The organism is Candidatus Oscillochloris fontis, assembly GCF_004138135.1.
GTDB lineage: Bacteria > Chloroflexota > Chloroflexia > Chloroflexales > Chloroflexaceae > Oscillochloris > Oscillochloris fontis.
Genome location: NZ_RYFD01000019.1, coordinates 54,542 through 71,077 on the forward strand (window position 1 = coordinate 54,542; position 16,536 = coordinate 71,077).

Sequence of the window (16,536 nt, forward strand, 5' to 3'; positions counted from 1 at the left end):
AAAATCTTTGTCTAACATTAAGGAATTTCTAAATTATGCAGCAACTATCGTCCCGACTCGCCTCGTTGTCGGTTGTGCTGTTCGGTATCTATCTTTTCATCTATCCTGCTTCAATTATTCTGGTAGCTCTTGATCGTGTGCCCGTCTGGGGGACATGGATGGGCGGTGCGCTCCTGATTCTTCAAGGCACCCTGATGGGGGTTTGGTTGAGCAAGAACTATGGTCGAGCGGGGGTGGTTGCTGCGATCCTGATCCTCTTCCTGGCATGGTTTGTTGAACATATTGGGGCCACCACCGGCTTTCCGTTTGGGGCCTATACCTACACCGATGTCCTCTGGCCCCAGATCCTTGATGTGGTGCCCCTGGCTATCCCTTTTGCCTGGTTGCTGATTGTGGGGGCGGCCGTAGGTACGGCCGAGCATGTGCTGGAGCACATGGGCTGGCGCCCCGAAGATGAGTTGCGGGTGAGTGGCACCAAGATGCTTACTGCGGCTTCACTTGCGCTATTACTTGACGTAACGATTGAGCCGTTTGCGGTCAACATCAACCGCTACTGGGTCTGGAATGATAGCGCCGAGAGCAGTTACTATGGCATTCCGGCCAGCAACTTTGTGGCTTGGTGGGTAACAAGTGTCATCTTGGTCTTTGTGTTGCTCAACTGGCGGCGGGTGGCGGTGTTGGCGCATCGCAATCGCCCTAGCAGCATCTTCTGGCCCTGGTTGCCGCTCACGCTCTACCTGACTAACCTGACCATGTTTGTGGTGGTGAATCTGGCGCGTGGCCAGGGTATGGCGTCGGTGATTGGCTTGCTCATGCTGGTGGCGCTGCTGTGGCCGTTGTGGCCGCGTGCCGTGCGCTTGATCAGCAATCGGCTGGGGGCGGGGGTGGGTGAGGCGTAGCCAAGAGTGTCCGGATTTTGTCCGCAGATTACGCAGATTACCCAGATTACCCAGTTTATCCGCAGATTACGCAGATTACGCAGATTACGCAGATTTTTGTCATGATAAATAATCTGCGTAATCTGCGTAATCTGCGGACAAAACAATAACCCACACCGGAGGTCTCAATGCCCACCATCCTCATCCGCGAGATGCGTGATCTGGACGAGGCACCCGCTGGCCCCCACGCCACCCTCAGCATTGACGGCCAGGGTGAATACCCGGTGACGTTGCGTGACCCCTTTGAGCCTGAGGATGAGAACCGCCTAGAGTGGTATTTTGAACAGTGGCTGCGTGCCCCCTTCACCAACCAGACCATCGCCGACGAGGTGGCGCAGAGCATCCAGAGCTATGGGACGCGGCTCTTCGATATGCTCTTTGCCGACCGTAACGCCTTTGCCCACTATGCCCAGGTGCGTCAGCAGGATCTGAGCCAATTGCGGATCGAGGTGGCCGGTTCGCCCACCTTCCACGCGCTCCACTGGGAGGCGCTCTATGATCCGACGCTCCAGAAACCGCTGGCGCTCGATGCGACCATGGTGCGCCGCACGCTCCAACCGCCGGTGCTGCGTGCCCAGCCCCGCCCCGGCCCGACGATCAATCTCTTGTTGGTGACGGCGCGCCCCAATGGGGCACAGGATGTTGGCTACCGCACGATTGCCCGCCCACTGGTGGAGTTGCTGCGCCAGAGTAACCTGCATGTGCGGGTGGATCTGGTGCGTCCGGGGACGTACCAGGCGCTCGTGGCGCATCTGCAAGCCACACGTGACCGCTATGGGCCGGGGTATTACCATATTATCCACTTCGATCTGCATGGGGCGCTGCTGCAATACAATCAGTTTGAACGCTTCGATCAGGCGATCCGTAATCTGGGCGCACATACCTTCATCGGCGCACGCTACGGACGCACCCCACTCGATCCCTACCCCGGCCAAAAGGCGTTCCTCTTCTTTGAGGGCGCGGAAGAGGGCTACCCCGATCCGGCCGAAGCGGCAGAGGTGGCGCACCTGTTGCAGACTCATCAGATTCCGATCTGTATTCTGAATGCCTGCCAATCGGGCAAGCAGGTGGGGGCCAGCGAAACCAGCCTGGGGGCGCGCTTGATGCAGGCCGGGGTGCAGTTGGTGTTGGCGATGGCCTATTCGGTGACGGTGAGCGCCGCCCAGAAGGCGATGGACACCCTCTACACCCAACTCTTCGCCGGGGCCGATGTGGCCCAGGCGGTGCGCTGGGCACGCAACGAGCTACACGCCGATAAGCGGCGGCGTGCCTACTTCAACCATCTGATCGAGTTGGAGGACTGGTTATTGCCGGTGGTCTACCAGAATGCGCCGCTGCGCCTGCAACCCACCCCGATGACAGCCGAGGAGAGCGCGGCCTTCTATGAAGCACAGGCGCGACGCTATACGCCCATCCCGCCCACCTACGGCTTCAAAGGCCGCGATCTGGACATTCTGGCCCTCGAACGCCGCCTGCTGCGTGGGCCGAACATCCTGCTGCTGCGCGGGATGGGCGGCGCGGGCAAGACCACCCTGCTGCGCCATGTGGCCGCTTGGTGGCAGACCACCGGCCTGATCACACAGGTCTTTGAGTTTGCCTACGACCAGCGCGCCTGGACTCACCAGCAGATCCTGGATAGCATTGCGCGCCAGATTCTCACTCCGGCAGAATATACCACCTTCCAACCGCTCAGCGCGGCGGCGCAACAGGCCATGATCACTACCCGCATGCGCGCCACGCGCTACCTGCTCATCCTCGACAACCTGGAGTCGATCACCGGGACGGAGTTGGCCATCCGCCACACCCTGCCCGCCGCCGAACAGGCCGCGCTCCACGCCCTGCTGCGCGATCTCGCCCACGGACAGACCCTGGTGCTCCTGGGATCGCGGGCGGAAGAGGCGTGGCTGGCTCCCGGCACCTTTGGCGACCAGCGCTACGAGTTGGGCGGGCTAGACCCAGAGGCGGCCACGGAACTGACCGAAGCAATCATCACCCAGCGGGGCGGCGCGCAGTACCGAGGCAGCGATGCGCTCAGGGAACTGATCAAGCTGCTCGGAGGCTTCCCGCTGGCCCTAGAGGTGGTACTGCCCAACCTAGCCCAGCAAGACCCCGCCACCATCCTGGCCGCACTCAAGCATGGCGATGCCCGCATTGACCCCCACGCCGACACCCAGGACAAGACGCGCAGCATCCTGCGCTGTATTGACTACTCCTTCAGCAACCTCGATCCGACCGCCCAATCGCTGCTGACCTGCCTCGCGCCGTTTGTGGGGGTGATTTTTCTGGGCATGATGGACGAATACATCCAAGCCCTCCAACAACAACCCAGCCTGGCCCAACTACCACTCGAACGCCTGCCCGAAGTGATACAGGCCGCAGTAGGCTGGGGGCTACTCGCGCCACACCCGGAGATCCGGGGCTTCCTGACAATCCAGCCCACCCTACCATACTTCCTGCGCAACCGGCTACACAGCGCCACACCCACCCTCGATGCGGAGGCGATCCGCCGCGCCTACGTGGCGCTCTACCAGCAATTTGGGGCTGCGATCAACGAGTTGATCACTGCGAAAGAACCCCAGCAGCGCCAGATGGGGATGATCGTTGCCGAACTGGAGTACGAGAACCTACGTGCCGCGCTCGATGCCGCCCTTGAGTACCAACTGCTCATCGCCGGGATCTACGAAGCCCTGGATAGGTATTGGGAGGCGACACAGGAACACCAGCGCGGCCTCAGCGACGGCGAGCGAGTCCGCATGGCCCTCAGCCACTACCCACAGGAGCGGCTGCGCGGGGAGGATGGATTTTTCCTGATGCGGGTGAGTGGCGACCTCGCCCAACGAAAAATGGTACTGCGCCAGTACGACGAGGCGGCCACGATCTATCTAGCGCAACTGCCACATATCGAACAGTTGCAGGGCTATTCCGCAGCCAAGCGAGGAGAGTGGAAGGCAAACTCCTATGGAATGTTGGGCTGCGTGGCCCAGGAGCAGCGCCAGTGGGCACAGGCCGAGCACTACTTCCAGCAGGCCATGGAGATCTGGATCGCCTTCAACGACCGCTACAGCCAGGCCAGCACCTACCACCAGTTGGGTCGCGTGGCCGAGGAGCAGCGCCAGTGGGCACAGGCCGAGCAATACTACCAACTGGCTCTAGAGATCTATATCGCCTTCAACGACCGCTTCAGCCAGGGCCGCACCTACCACCACTTGGGCATCGTAGCCCAGGAGCAGCGCCAGTGGGCACAGGCCGAGCATTACTACCAGCAGGCCCTGGAGATCTGTATCGCCTTCAACGACCGCTTCAGCCAGGCCAGCACCTACCACCACTTGGGCATGGTGGCCCAGGCGCAGCGCCAGTGGGCACAGGCCGAGCAATACTACCAGCAGGCCATGGAGATCTGGATCGCCTTCAACGACCGCTACAGCCAGGCCAGCACCTATGGCCAACTTGGTTTGTTAGCAGCAGTACAAGAACAATGGCCCCAGGCGCGGAGCTATTTGCTCCAGGCATTGGCAATCTTCGCTGAGTTTGGCGATCAGTATAGCCTCGGTGGAACCCTAGGCAACCTCGCCCGTCTGGGCAAGGCCAGCAACGATCCCACCCTGGCCGCAGCGGTGGCCGAGGTGCTCGGTGTGGGAGTGGCGGAGGTGGAGGCGCTGCTGCGGGAGGGATGATCGTGGTTTGTGTCCGCAGAGGTTTGTGTCCGCAGAGGTTTGTGTCCGCAGATTACGCAGATTACGCAGATTATTATAGAAAAAATAATCTGCGTAATCTGCGGATAATATCAACGCACTACAGCCGCTTCACCATACGCAAGAAGTGCGCAAAGCGCTGATCAATCCCCACGCGCCCGCGCAACAACGGGCGGAAGCGGTCGAGCCGCTGGGCCAGAACATCCTCGCGCAGCCCATCGGCGGCGGCGGTCATTGCGTGGGTGATCTCGGCCTGGGTGCGCTCCACATCCTGCGCATCCTGGGGGCGGTGGGTTGGCCCAATGCGCATAAAGGCGTGTGGCCACTGCTGGCCCAGAAATTCGTAGCGCAGCGCAATTGGGCAGAGGGTCACGTCCCCAACCAGGGCGGCAATGCGCGCAATGCCGGGGTAGATCGTGATCGGGCGCAGATCTGGGTGGACAATTTTGCCCTGGGGGAAGATGTAGAGCGCCCGATCTGGGCGTCCGTGAAGCAGATTGGCTGCATACTGCTGCGAACGCCACGAGGATTCGGGGTCGTGGCGGTTAACCGAAAAGACCCCACACCAGGTGAAGAAGCGGTAGGCGCGTAGTTGGCGCTCTTCCTGCATCAAGTAGCTGTCGAAGGCGCGTTGCAGCGCAATGCGGTGGATCAGCATCATGATATAGCCATCCCACCAGCCACTATGGGTTAGGTAGAAGATGTAAGGGCCGTGGCCTTTGGTAGGGAGTGGGCCAACATGCTGCATCCAGACCCGATCAAAATAGTTCTGGAACGAGCGGCGCCCAAAGAGCAGGTAGAGCAGTTCATCGCCGAGGGCGTTCTTGTGCGCCGGGATGGCAGGCATGGGGGGCTGGTCATGCATGGGGCAGTGCCTCAGGGTGTAACTGGCGGGCTTGGCGGTAGGTCTGTTGGGCGAGTTGGACGAGTTGCTGGCGCACAGTTGGCGTAAGATCCGCATCTGGCTCCAGCCACACCGTGCCCACCAGATCCGCACCACTGGCGCGACAGAGGTGATCCAGGAGCGCCTGGGTTGCCGGGGTGGCCGATCCGAGCAGTACCAACGCGGCGTGGCGTGGGCGGAGCGGGGGCGGAGCGGCCACCACATGGCGCAGCAGCGCAGCGAGGCGCGCCGGTAGCCCCCCAACCACCAATGGAGTGACCAAGAAGAACGCCTCGGCATCGGCGAGATCGGCCCAGATCGGGGCGCTGAGCGGGTCGGCAAGATCGGGTACGCCAGCGGAGAGCAGCACCTCACCCAAAAGGGCGGCGCGCTTCACCGGGGGGATGGCGGCCAGCATGGTATCCAGACACGCCGGAGCGATGCTGCTGTCGCTGGCACTCCCACAGATACCCAGCGTGAAGATGTAGCCATCGTGCATAGGTTACACCGCAAATGGGACAAAGAAGCGTTTCATCTCGGTACGTGCCGCTGCCACCGTGGCGCTGCGATGTACCGCGCTACGCAACAGCGCACTACCGGGCAACCCGACAACGAACTGGCCGACCAACTGCTTCAGTTTGTTGAGCGCGAGGCGTTCCGGCATCTCGCTCAGGCAGTGATCCAGATACTGATTGAGAAAGGCGAGCTTATCGGCGGGTGAGGGCTGAAAGATCGGCTCACCCCGGCGCAATTGTTGAATCTGGAGGAAGATCCAAGGATTCTCCATCGCCCCACGACCAATCATCACCCCATCCACGCCCGTCTCGTGGAGCCGCAACAGCGCCTCCTCCGCCGTCTTGACATCACCGCTGCCCACTACTGGGATCGAGACCGCCCGCTTCACCTCGGCCACCCGGCTCCAATCGGCGCACCCATGGTACTCCTGCTCACGGGTGCGCGGGTGCAGCGCGAGCGCGGCAATCCCGGCCTCCTCGGCAATCCGCGCCGTCTCCAGATAATTGAGCCGCGCCTCGTCCCACCCAGCGCGAAACTTGAGCGTCACCGGCACCTGCACCGCTGCGGTCACGGCGCGCAACACCTGCTCCAGCTTAGGCAGATCCTTAAGCAGCGCCGAGCCATGGCCGCCACCGGTCACTTTCGGTGAGGGACAGCCACAGTTAATGTCAATAATATCTGCCCCCAGGCGCTCGACACTCAGCGCCGCCGCCGCCATCAGATCGGGGTCATTGCCACTCAACTGCATGGTCAGCGGGCGTTCCTGGGGCAAGAAATCGAGCAGGCGATGGCGCTTGAGCGCCTTCGGCGTCACACTGGCCGCGTTGGTCATCTCGGTACAGACGAGACCACAGCCGCCTAAGCCCAGGATCACGCGCCGGAAGACACTATCGGTCACACCGGCCATGGGGGCCAGGATCATATTGGGCGCGACATGGATGGAACCGATGTGGTAGCTATCGGGGAGATTCTGGATCGTTTCGCGAGCAAGCATCATTCTTCCAAGATTCGATTTTTGTGGTGCGGTGCGCCAATTGAATTTGAGGGCTACCGCCCTCAAACCCACGCTTGGGGCTGCGCCCCAAATCTGATTTTTTCGCATAATTGGCGGCTTCGCCGCCAATTATGCGAAAAAAAGTTCTTCGGAGGAGGCTTCGCCTTCCCCGAACCCCACCAGAGGTGGAGCCATTATACCAGCTTGTCGGATCAACCCATGTATGCTAGAATAGCCGCTAGTGCGCCTACGGGCGCAATTTTGGCGCGATTATCCCAGCGAGGACAACGAGATGGCCAGCAAAAAGGGCAACCGCATCGTGATCAAGCTGAAGAGCTCCGAGAGCGGCCACACCTACACCACCATGAAGAACCGCCGCAACGATCCGAGTCGGCTTGAGTTGAAGAAGTACGACCCAATCGTGCGTCGTCACGTCTCCTACCGCGAGACCAAGTAAGTATTCAGTTGGTACCAAGAGAACGCGGCGGCTCGGAATTGTTCCGAGCCGCCGCGTTCTCTTGGTACCCCACCTACGGGATCTTTTAGGGGTAGATTTTAGCCATCCGGCCCTCACCCCCCTGCCCCCTCTCCCGCACGCGGGAGAGGGGGTATACCATTCCTGATGGTGCTGCACACGCGAAGCGTGTGCAGCACCATCAGGAATTTTTCGCCCCCTCCCCTGAAAGGGGAGGGGGTAGGGGGGAGGGGTATTCGGGCAGAGCCGGGATGGAGGTACGTTCCAGTTCGTGGCTCAAACTAGCCTGCTTGAAGAGATCGCGGGCCTGTTCGAGCAACTTCCGCCCACGTTCCGCATCGCCACTACGCATCTCGTGGGCGGCCCAAGCGCGCAGGGTGCGCCCCTTATCGGCAATCATACCGGGCATATCGAGCAAGAGCGCACTCTCGGCAAAACAGAGCGCCGCCCCCATCGGCTCGGCCAGATCGGCCATGGCCATCCCCAGCGCACGCCACGCTACCCCCACCTCACGGGGCGCACCAGCCTCACGCGCCAGACTCAGGCCGCGTTGGGCCGCCTCGACCGCCTCATCCACGCGGCCCTGTGCCAAATAGATCGCCGAAAGATCGCGGTAGAAGTCGGGGAAGATCTTGATGCGACTCTGCTCGCACATCTGGATGCCGCGCTTGACCATTGCTTCAGCCTCGGCATGGCGCTTCACCCCCACCAGCGCCGCCCCCAAGTTACTGAGCAGGTAGATCTCCATATAGCGGATGCCGCCATCGTGGGCAATACGCAACCCCTCTTCAAGAAAGGTCAGCGCACTGGCAAAATCGCCCTGGGCATTGGCGATATAGCCCAGATTATTGAGTTGGGTGGCCACCTCGACCAGATTACCAAGCTGGCGGAAGCGCACCATGGCCGCCTGCATATATTCCATAGCCGCATTGAGATCGCCACGATGCTCATAGGCGAGCGCGAGATAGGCCATACTCTTGGCCACGCCCAGATCATACTCAGCCTGCTGCGCAATAATCAGTGCCTCTTGGGCCAACTCCAGCCCGCGATCCGTCTCGCCAAGGCGATTATTAGCCAGACTGAGGGTTGCCAGCGACATCACGATCTGGGCCGGGTCACCAATCTCATACGCCAGTTCGAGGGCTTGCTGGGCGTAATTGCGCATCGAGACGGGATCGGACATATCATCAGCAATCGCCGAGAGGCGTTCAAGGGCGTGGGCCTCGGCCTGCTTATCGCCGCAGCGGCTAGCCAGATCACGCGCACGGCGGAAACTGGCCACCGCCTCAGCAAACTGGGCTGCTTCAAGCTGTACTTGACCCAAGGCTGCATGGCCTGCGATCAGATCCGCATTAGCATCAGGCAAATTGGCTAAGAGCGAGATCGCCAGTTGGTAGTGACTCATCGCCGTATCCAAGGCATAGGCCGTGCGGGCATGTGCCCCAGCCTGCATATGCCAGCACCCAGCATGATATTGTTCCCCGCCACGTTCAAAATGCTCGGCGATCAACCCGGCATAGTTCATCACATGATCATCGCAACTCGCCACTAGCCACTCAGCGAGGCGGCGGTGGTAGATGTGTAGATCGGCGGCGGGGATCTGCTCATAGATGGCTTCGCGCAACAGATCATGGCTGAAGCGATACTCTTGCTGGCAGCGCAGACTACTCTCTGGCTGGGCCACGATCAGGCGCTGTTGCTCCAGCGATTGAATGATCGTCGCCACATCAAGCTGCGCATCACCCAACATAAAAGCCGGCGCACTTGCCCAGAAGACCCCATCGGCCACAGCGGCTGCACGCAAGAAAGCGCGTTCAATTGGGTTCAGTGGTTGTAAACGGGTGCGCAACAGATCAGCGAGAGTGGTAGGAATCCGCAGCCGGGGCAAGCGCCCGACCCGGATCTGCCACGTATCATTGCCGGGGATGATCACCCCATCAGTGACGAGCGTATTGATCAACTCTTCGATATAGAGCGGATTACCCCCAGCGCGGCTGACAATCAGATTGCGTAAATCGCTCGGCAACGTACCCGCCTTACGCAGGATCTCACCCACTAAACGGCGGCTCTGGTGCTCATCGAGGGGTTGAAGGTCAATCCGCACTGCTCCCGGTACCGTCTGCGCCCAATGCGGATGCAGATCAAAGAGGTGGCGTTGGGCAAGGCAGAGCAGCATCAGATTGATCGAGCCACCGATCTGGGCGGCGCGCTCGATCATCGCTACTGAGCTATCGTCCACATCGTGGAGATCATCAATCAGCAGCACCATCGGGGTATGTTTAGTAAGTTTGGCAATCAGTTGCATCGCCGACTGCACCGCACGCTCGCGGATCTGCCGGACATCGTGGCAGAGGCCACTGAGGTGCGGGCTTTCTTCGAGATCGAGGCCCACCAGATAGCCGAGGATGTGGGCTTCTTCGAGGCGATCCGGGCCGAGGAGCGCGGTAACACCCTGTTCAAGCCGGGCTAACGTGGCGGCACTCGACTCAGCCTCATCGAGATCGAAGAGCGCGGCAATGAGTTGGCGCACCATCCCATGGGGTTGCGCACTGCGTTGCGGATCGCCCTTGAAACGGTGGAAGCGTGGCGCATCGGGCAGTCGCATCACCTGTTCGTAGAACTCATGGGCCAGCCGCGACTTGCCCATACCCGCTTCGGCAATGATCGTAATCAGTTGGGTACCACTACCCTCTAATAAGGTATAGAGTTGCGCCATGAGTTGTTGCAGTGCCACATCGCGCCCCACCATTGCTGCTGAGATCCCGGCTACCCCACTCGGATGGCGTATATGTGGGGTCGTCATGTGGTTGCGGTAGCGCTTTGCATGAGTCATGGGCGACAGTACCCTATCTATGGTGTGGCTCTGTATGGTACCAACGAGTGATAGCGGCTATTATGCCATAGATAGAGCCTGCTGAATAGCCTCAGATTTGCTACAATACCTCTATCTTCCGATCACCTCTTAGCTACGGGAGCCAGCAATGGAGCTACCCCCTGATCTTCTGCATCAAGCCCACTACTGGATGCGCCTCACTCGCGCCCTAGATGATCGCGGCACTTTCCTGCATAAACAGAGCAAGATTGTTGGCGGTTACTTCTCGCAGATCGGCCACGAGGCGATCAGTGTCGGGGCCGCCCTCGCGCTTGGCCCGGATGATGTGGCGGCCCCGATGCACCGCGATCTGGGTGCCTATTTGGTGCGGGGTATCACGCCGCAACGCATCCTGGCTCAATACCTGGGCCGCGTGGATGGCGTGAGCCATGGGCGTGACGGCAACATCCATGGCATGGGCGATCTCAACTATGGCATCGTCGGTTTTATTAGCCACCTCCCCGCCTCATTGCCGGTGATGGTGGGTATGGCGCACGCCTTCGTCCTCAAGGGCGAGGCACGGGTGGCGATGGGCTTCTATGGTGATGGCGGTTCTTCGCAGGGCTTATCGCACGAGGCACTCAATTGGGCGGCGACCTTCCGCCTGCCGGTGGTCTTCATTTGTGAGAATAACCAGTATGCCTATTCAACCCCGGTGGTGCGCCAGATGTATGTGGACAACATTGCCGACCGGGCGTTGGGTTATGGGATGCCCGGTGCGGTGGTGGATGGGAACGATCTGAGTGCGGTCTATCATGTGACGCGCACGGCGGTTGAACGTGCCCGCAATGGTGAGGGGCCGACGCTGATCGAGTGTAAGACGATGCGTATGCGCGGCCACGCCATCCACGACAATATGGCCTATGTGCCACCCACGTTGTTAGAAGAATGGGCACAACGCGACCCGATCCTGCGCCTCGAAGCGCATATGCAGGAGCGTGGCTTGCTCGATGACGCGGCGCTGAGCGATCTGCTGGCGCGCATTGAGGCCGAACTCGATGCCGCCCAAGCCTTCGCGGAACAATCGCCCTACCCCGATCCGACCACGCTTACGGACGGGGTGTATGCGTAGCACAAGGGGAGGTTACCTATGACATGGGATCAGGGTCTACACAAAACCATCTCCACCATCAACGACGGTACCGGGCGCGAGATGACTTACCTCGAAGCCATCCGCGATGCGTTGCGCTACGAACTCCAGCGCGATCCGCAGGTCTTGTTGTTGGGCGAAGACATCGGTGTGTATGGCGGAGCCTTCAAAGTCACTCAGGGCTTGATCGAGGAGTTTGGTGCGCAGCGGGTGATTGACACCCCCATGGCCGAACTCTGCATGATTAGCGTGGCGACTGGCATGGCTTTTCAGGGCTTTCGTCCGGTGGTGGAGATGCAGTTTGCCGATTTCATCTCGACCGGATTTGATTCTATCGTCCAATTTGCCGCCACCAACCACTACCGCTGGGGCCAAGCCGTGCCGATCACCATCCGTGCGCCCGGTGGGGGTGGCCTGCGGGCTGGCCCATTCCACTCGCAGTCCAACGAAGCCTGGTTTGCGCATGTCCCTGGCCTCAAGGTCGTAGCCCCGGCCACCTCCGCCGATGCACGTGGCCTCTTGATCAGCGCCATCCGCGACCCGAACCCGGTCATCTATTACGAGACCAAGGCGCTCTACCGCTCGCTCAAGGGTTCAGTCCACGCGGGCGAAGAGGGGATTGTGCCAATTGGTAAGGCTCTCCAACGCCAAGTGGGTGAGGAGTTGACGATCATTGCCTATGCGGCGATGGTGGTTGAGGCGCTGCATGCCGCGCAGCAACTCCAAGCTGAAGGTCACAGCATCGAGGTACTCGATCTGCGCACCTTACGCCCACTTGACGATGACGCGATCCTGGCGAGTGTACGTAAAACCGGCAAAGTGCTGATTGTCCATGAAGCCAACCGTACCGGCGGGATTGGTGGCGAAGTCGCCGCGTTGATTGCCGAGCATGCCTTTGAGTATCTGGATGGCCCGATTACCCGTGTGGCCGCGCCTGACACCCCGGTACCCTACAGCCCGCCATTGGAAGATGCCTATCGCCCCAACGCCGCCAAGATTCTGGCCGCAGCGCGCCAACTCTTGGCCTACTAGTGGTATCATACATGTGCGAAATATCCCAAATACCAGCGTTTACAGTACGGCCTCACCCAGACATCCCGCATTGATTCAGCGCAATACCGCAGAAGGAACGCGGTGCGGCCTCTTGTCATTCCGAGCGCAGCGAGGAATCCCAACCGAGACCCTTTGCTTCGCTTAGGGTGACAGCATTACTTCTGCTCTACTGCGATTCAACCGTTGTATGCTGAAGCAGGGCGCTCCTTCCAGGGCGGTTCCTGAACTTGTCGAACCTTGTCTAAGCTATCCGTGAGTGAGTAGTTATGCCGCGTCTCTCATCACGTCGAACTCAGGTGCTGCTTGATCACCAACGCCAGCAGAATATGTTGCGGCGTGAGCGTGAGCGCGATCAGCGGGTTCTGAGCGCCCTGTATAACATTAGCCTTGCCTGCCGTGACCGGCCCACCCTGCGGGTTATTTTGGAGACGATCTACCACGAGTTGGCAGCGGTATTTGAGTTTGATGCCTTCTATATTGCGCTCTGTGACGCCATCCCTGAAATCTTTAGTGCGGCATTGTTAGTGGATGAGGGCCAAGTCGAGTATCTTGAGGGCTTGGAGTATGGTTTCCTGACCGGGGCGGTGGTTCGTGATCGCACACCGTTCCTCTACCGCGATCTTGTGACGGAGCGAAGTACCCCGATTGTTACGTTTGGCAACCACGAGAAGCAATCCCGCTCGTGGTTGGGTGTCCCCCTGATGTTGGGTGATGAAGCCGTAGGGGTGGTCTCAATCCAGAGTTATCAGGTAGGACGCTACATCCAAGACACGCTGGATCTCCTCCAGAGCATTGCGAATGTGATTGCGGTTGCCGTAGAGAATGTGCGTCTGATGGAGATGCATGGACAACTCAGTCGGGCGCTCCATGAACAGATTTCAGCGCGTACCGAAGAGTTAGCCGCACTTAGCCAAATAGCTGGGGCTGCGGTTTCGCACCATTCGCTGAATACGATTTTGGATGAAGTATTGGGCGTTGCCCTCAACCTGTTTGGGTTTGATGCGGGCAATGTGCGGCTTCTTGATGATACACAGAACTATCTCGTGCTGTATGCCCATCGTGGCTTCTCACAGCACTACGCTGAAGTGACAATCCGCTCACCTTTGGCCACTAGCCCGCTGCGCAATGTGGTCTTAGAACAGAAACCACAGGTCGTTGAGCGCAGTTGGCGCGACCGTTTTGATCTGGGTCAGTTTCCGGTACACATCTTCCCCCCGTTTGAAGCGGCGCTGAGTTTACCACTCAGTATCAGTTCACAGGTTTTAGGAACATTGAGCCTCTTTGGACTTAATCCGCGTCTGATCAATGAACACACCCTCAGTTTAGCCCAGGCGGTTGCTAATCAGATCGCGATTGTGGTCGAAAATACCCGTCTGCTCGATGTCCGCGAACGTCAGATCCGGGAGTTGCGGGCACTCAGTAGTGTCAGCCGGGCTGCCTCGACGGCCCAAGATCTGCGCTCCTTGTTGCGCCAAGTCCATGATGCACTGAAGGAGTTCATTCCGCTCGATAGATTTTCCATGCTGATCTACGATCCTGAGCGTCAGATTGTGAGCGATGCAATCTCGATAGATGCTCATCAGACCTATGACTACTGGGTGAATCAACCGCCCCCGCCGCGATCGCTCAGTGCCTGGATTATTCGGAGTGGGCTGCCACTGCGTTTTGAGAATCTGCCTGCGCAGATCGCGGCGCTAGAAGATGTTAATCGTATAGTTGACAGCGGAGCACCCCAATCCCTCTCGTGGATGGGTGTACCGATGCTCGACCGCGAGAGGCGTGGGATTGGGCTGATTTCGGTACAAAGTTACCACGCAAACATCTTCACTCCACGCGATGAAAGCCTCCTCTATAGCGTCGCTGCGCAGGTGGCGCTGCATGTACAAAATGTGCGTCTACTCACCCAGCGCGCCCGTCAGATCGCTGAACTTGAGGCGATTGGGCAGATCGGGAAACTGGTCACGGCCTCCTATAATCTCGATCAGATACTGAATGAAGTGCGGCGGGTGATTCTTGACCTTACCCACGCTTCTATCTTTTACCTGATCATATGTGACCCAAAAACACAAATAATTTCGCATACGATATTTATTGAAAAAGGTGATGAAATATTATTAGGGATGCAAGGCATGCGGATTCTCCCTAACACCATGACCGATTGGATCATGAGTCATCGCGAACCATTGCTCTACCAAGATCTTGATACCCAGCAGGATGATATTGTGCGACGTGGGATCATTCTGCACAGTATCGGAGCCGATGAAAGGGTGCGTTCATGGGCTGGGGTGCCATTGTTGGCGCGTGATGGTGAAATGATGGGGGTGCTGGCGGTACAAGATTACCGTCCCTACCGATATGATCTCGGTACGCTCGATTTTTTAGCCCAAGTGGGCAGCCACATCAGTTTAGGTGTGCAGAAGATGCGCTTGTTTGAGTCGGTTGAAGCACAGGTGGTGGAGAATGCGCGTTTGGCGGCGGAGGCTCAAGCTCACGCCAAAGCCGCTGAGGAGCAGGCGAGCCGGATCGGTCTGGTACAACGGATCACCTCGCTGCTCAGTACGCGCCGTAACCTGAATGATGTGCTGGATATTGCCTCCCGCGAGCTGGTGCAGATCTTTGGTGCCGATCATACTGGGACGATGCTCTTTCGCCCCGATGGCAGTGGTTATCTTGCGGCTGAGTATCCTAGCACAGGCATTTTGGGGATGATCCTTGATCTGCGCAATAATCCGGTTGCTGAGATGATCTTGGCAACTCGGCGCCCGCTGCTCATCCGCAATATTGAAAGTGATCCCCACGCGGTGGCCAGCCGTCAGCAGTGGCGCATGATGGGTATTCGCTCATTGGTGATTATTCCCTTGATCAGCCGTGATCATGTTTTTGGCTCGATCTCGCTTGATAGTTATGATGTGTCGCTGAATTTTGGCGATGATGAGATGGATCTGCTGCTTACGGTCTCAACATCCATCGCTGCGGCGGTTGAGAATGCGCAACTCTTCGCCGCTGAGCAGGAGCAACGCCGCACCGCCGACACCTTGCGCGAGATGGCACGGGTGCTGAGTTCCTCCTTTAACCCTGATGAGGTGTTGCAACTCATTCTGGGTGAACTGCATAAGCTGATTGCGTATGATACCGTCTCGGTGATGCTCCTTGATGGCAATCACCTGCGCATTGTGGCCTCCCGGGGGCTTCCCGAAGCTGATCCGCACACGATCAGTCTGCCCATGGATGGCAGTGCGGCTGGTGAGGTCGTGCGTCGGCGTGAGCCAGTGGTGCGGCTACCTGGCCGCGATGATCTGCCTTGGACCAAACTCTCTGCGTCGCAGGAGATCCGTGCTTGGCTGGGCGTCCCGCTGATTGCACGGGGCAATATGTTGGGGGTACTCAATATTGATCTGCGCAGTGAAGGGGCTAATTTTGATGAGCGCGATATTGAAGTTGCCCGCACCTTTGCCAACCATGCTGCCGTGGCGCTGGAAAATGCCCAACGCTACCAGGAATCGATTGGGCGCATCGAGCAGGAACTGGAAATTGCCCGCCATATTCAGTCGAATCTGTTTCCTAGTCAATTACCTAGTATTCATGGGCTGACCCTTGCCGCACGCTGTTTGCCCGCCCGTGAGACGGGCGGCGATTTCTATGATGTGATTGATATGGGGGTGCGCGCTGGTATCATTGTTGGTGATGTTTCGGGTAAGAGCTTGCCGGCTGCGATGCTGATGGCGGCAGCTCGCTCGACCAGTCGCTCTGAGGCGCGTAACCACGAGACACCTTGGGTGGTGCTGACCGAGACCAACTACTGGCTTGTGGACGATGTGCCGGATAATGCCTTTGTTGCACTTAGCTATGCGCTGGTTGATCCGCGTCAGCAGCGTTTAATTCTCTCCAGTGCGGGCCAACTCAGCCCGCTCCTGCGCCGCGCTGATAGCCTGACCACTTTTATTCACTCACCTTACGCAGTACGTATGTACGGATAAAGACGGTCTTTCGTGCCAGATCATGCTCCTTGCGTCGCCCGTAGCG

At 59.0% G+C, this 16,536-nt stretch carries 10 protein-coding genes; 6 read left to right on the plus strand and 4 right to left on the minus strand.

The features are described from left to right. Positions 1-35 precede the first annotated feature (35 nt). On the plus strand, positions 36-899 hold the full coding sequence (locus EKD03_RS09250; protein ID WP_238613460.1) for a carotenoid biosynthesis protein: 864 nt from the start codon (positions 36-38) through the stop codon (positions 897-899). 167 nt (positions 900-1,066) lie between these two features. Continuing rightward, the gene (locus EKD03_RS09255; protein WP_129629852.1) at positions 1,067-4,612 is read left to right on the plus strand and encodes a CHAT domain-containing tetratricopeptide repeat protein; all 3,546 of its coding nucleotides are present in this window, start codon (positions 1,067-1,069) and stop codon (positions 4,610-4,612) included. A 118-nt stretch (positions 4,613-4,730) separates the two neighbouring features. Here EKD03_RS09255 and EKD03_RS09260 read toward each other — a convergent pair whose 3' ends face one another. From EKD03_RS09260 to dusB, 3 genes are read right to left on the minus strand one after another with little or no spacing between them, the layout of a single operon-like run. Continuing rightward, positions 4,731-5,495 carry a lysophospholipid acyltransferase family protein gene (locus EKD03_RS09260; protein WP_129629854.1) on the minus strand — a complete coding sequence of 255 codons (765 nt, stop codon included), beginning with the start codon at positions 5,493-5,495 and terminating at the stop codon, positions 4,731-4,733. Further along, positions 5,488-6,012: a hypothetical protein gene (locus EKD03_RS09265; RefSeq protein WP_129629856.1), complete on the minus strand. Its 525-nt coding sequence runs from the start codon at positions 6,010-6,012 to the stop codon at positions 5,488-5,490. The genes EKD03_RS09260 and EKD03_RS09265 overlap by 8 nt, the downstream gene beginning before the upstream one ends. A gap of 3 nt (positions 6,013-6,015) precedes the next feature. Further along, entirely contained in the window at positions 6,016-7,023 is a 1,008-nt protein-coding gene (gene dusB, locus EKD03_RS09270; protein WP_238613461.1) for a tRNA dihydrouridine synthase DusB, read from the minus strand. Positions 7,024-7,315: 292 nt separating this feature from the next. Between dusB and rpmG the strand changes: the two genes are divergently transcribed. Further along, the gene (gene rpmG / locus EKD03_RS09275; protein ID WP_129629860.1) at positions 7,316-7,480 is read left to right on the plus strand and encodes a 50S ribosomal protein L33; all 165 of its coding nucleotides are present in this window, start codon (positions 7,316-7,318) and stop codon (positions 7,478-7,480) included. A gap of 199 nt (positions 7,481-7,679) precedes the next feature. Here rpmG and EKD03_RS09280 read toward each other — a convergent pair whose 3' ends face one another. Beyond that, positions 7,680-10,331: an ATP-binding protein gene (locus EKD03_RS09280; protein WP_129629862.1), complete on the minus strand. Its 2,652-nt coding sequence runs from the start codon at positions 10,329-10,331 to the stop codon at positions 7,680-7,682. Positions 10,332-10,479: 148 nt separating this feature from the next. On the opposite strand from EKD03_RS09280, the gene EKD03_RS09285 reads away from it, so the two are divergent. From EKD03_RS09285 to EKD03_RS09295, 3 genes are all read left to right on the plus strand, one after another. Then, positions 10,480-11,442, plus strand: coding sequence for a thiamine pyrophosphate-dependent dehydrogenase E1 component subunit alpha (locus EKD03_RS09285; RefSeq protein WP_129629864.1), 963 nt, complete (start codon positions 10,480-10,482; stop codon positions 11,440-11,442). An 18-nt stretch (positions 11,443-11,460) separates the two neighbouring features. Next, a complete protein-coding gene (locus tag EKD03_RS09290) occupies positions 11,461-12,492 on the plus strand; it encodes an alpha-ketoacid dehydrogenase subunit beta (protein ID WP_129629865.1) in 1,032 nt (343 codons plus the stop codon). Between the two features lie 287 nt (positions 12,493-12,779). Continuing rightward, a complete protein-coding gene (locus EKD03_RS09295) occupies positions 12,780-16,490 on the plus strand; it encodes a GAF domain-containing protein (protein WP_238613462.1) in 3,711 nt (1,236 codons plus the stop codon). Positions 16,491-16,536: the final 46 nt, after the last annotated feature.

What these genes read in the sequence shown, in the direction of transcription:
- EKD03_RS09250 (WP_238613460.1), top strand. Translation starts at nt 36, where the DNA reads ATGCAGCAACTATCGTCCCGACTCGCCTCGTTGTCGGTTGTGCTGTTC.
- EKD03_RS09255 (WP_129629852.1), top strand. Translation starts at nt 1,067, where the DNA reads ATGCCCACCATCCTCATCCGCGAGATGCGTGATCTGGACGAGGCACCC.
- EKD03_RS09260 (WP_129629854.1), bottom strand. Translation starts at nt 5,495, where the DNA reads ATGCATGACCAGCCCCCCATGCCTGCCATCCCGGCGCACAAGAACGCC.
- EKD03_RS09265 (WP_129629856.1), bottom strand. Translation starts at nt 6,012, where the DNA reads ATGCACGATGGCTACATCTTCACGCTGGGTATCTGTGGGAGTGCCAGC.
- dusB (WP_238613461.1), bottom strand. Translation starts at nt 7,023, where the DNA reads ATGCTTGCTCGCGAAACGATCCAGAATCTCCCCGATAGCTACCACATC.
- rpmG (WP_129629860.1), top strand. Translation starts at nt 7,316, where the DNA reads ATGGCCAGCAAAAAGGGCAACCGCATCGTGATCAAGCTGAAGAGCTCC.
- EKD03_RS09280 (WP_129629862.1), bottom strand. Translation starts at nt 10,331, where the DNA reads ATGACTCATGCAAAGCGCTACCGCAACCACATGACGACCCCACATATA.
- EKD03_RS09285 (WP_129629864.1), top strand. Translation starts at nt 10,480, where the DNA reads ATGGAGCTACCCCCTGATCTTCTGCATCAAGCCCACTACTGGATGCGC.
- EKD03_RS09290 (WP_129629865.1), top strand. Translation starts at nt 11,461, where the DNA reads ATGACATGGGATCAGGGTCTACACAAAACCATCTCCACCATCAACGAC.
- EKD03_RS09295 (WP_238613462.1), top strand. Translation starts at nt 12,780, where the DNA reads ATGCCGCGTCTCTCATCACGTCGAACTCAGGTGCTGCTTGATCACCAA.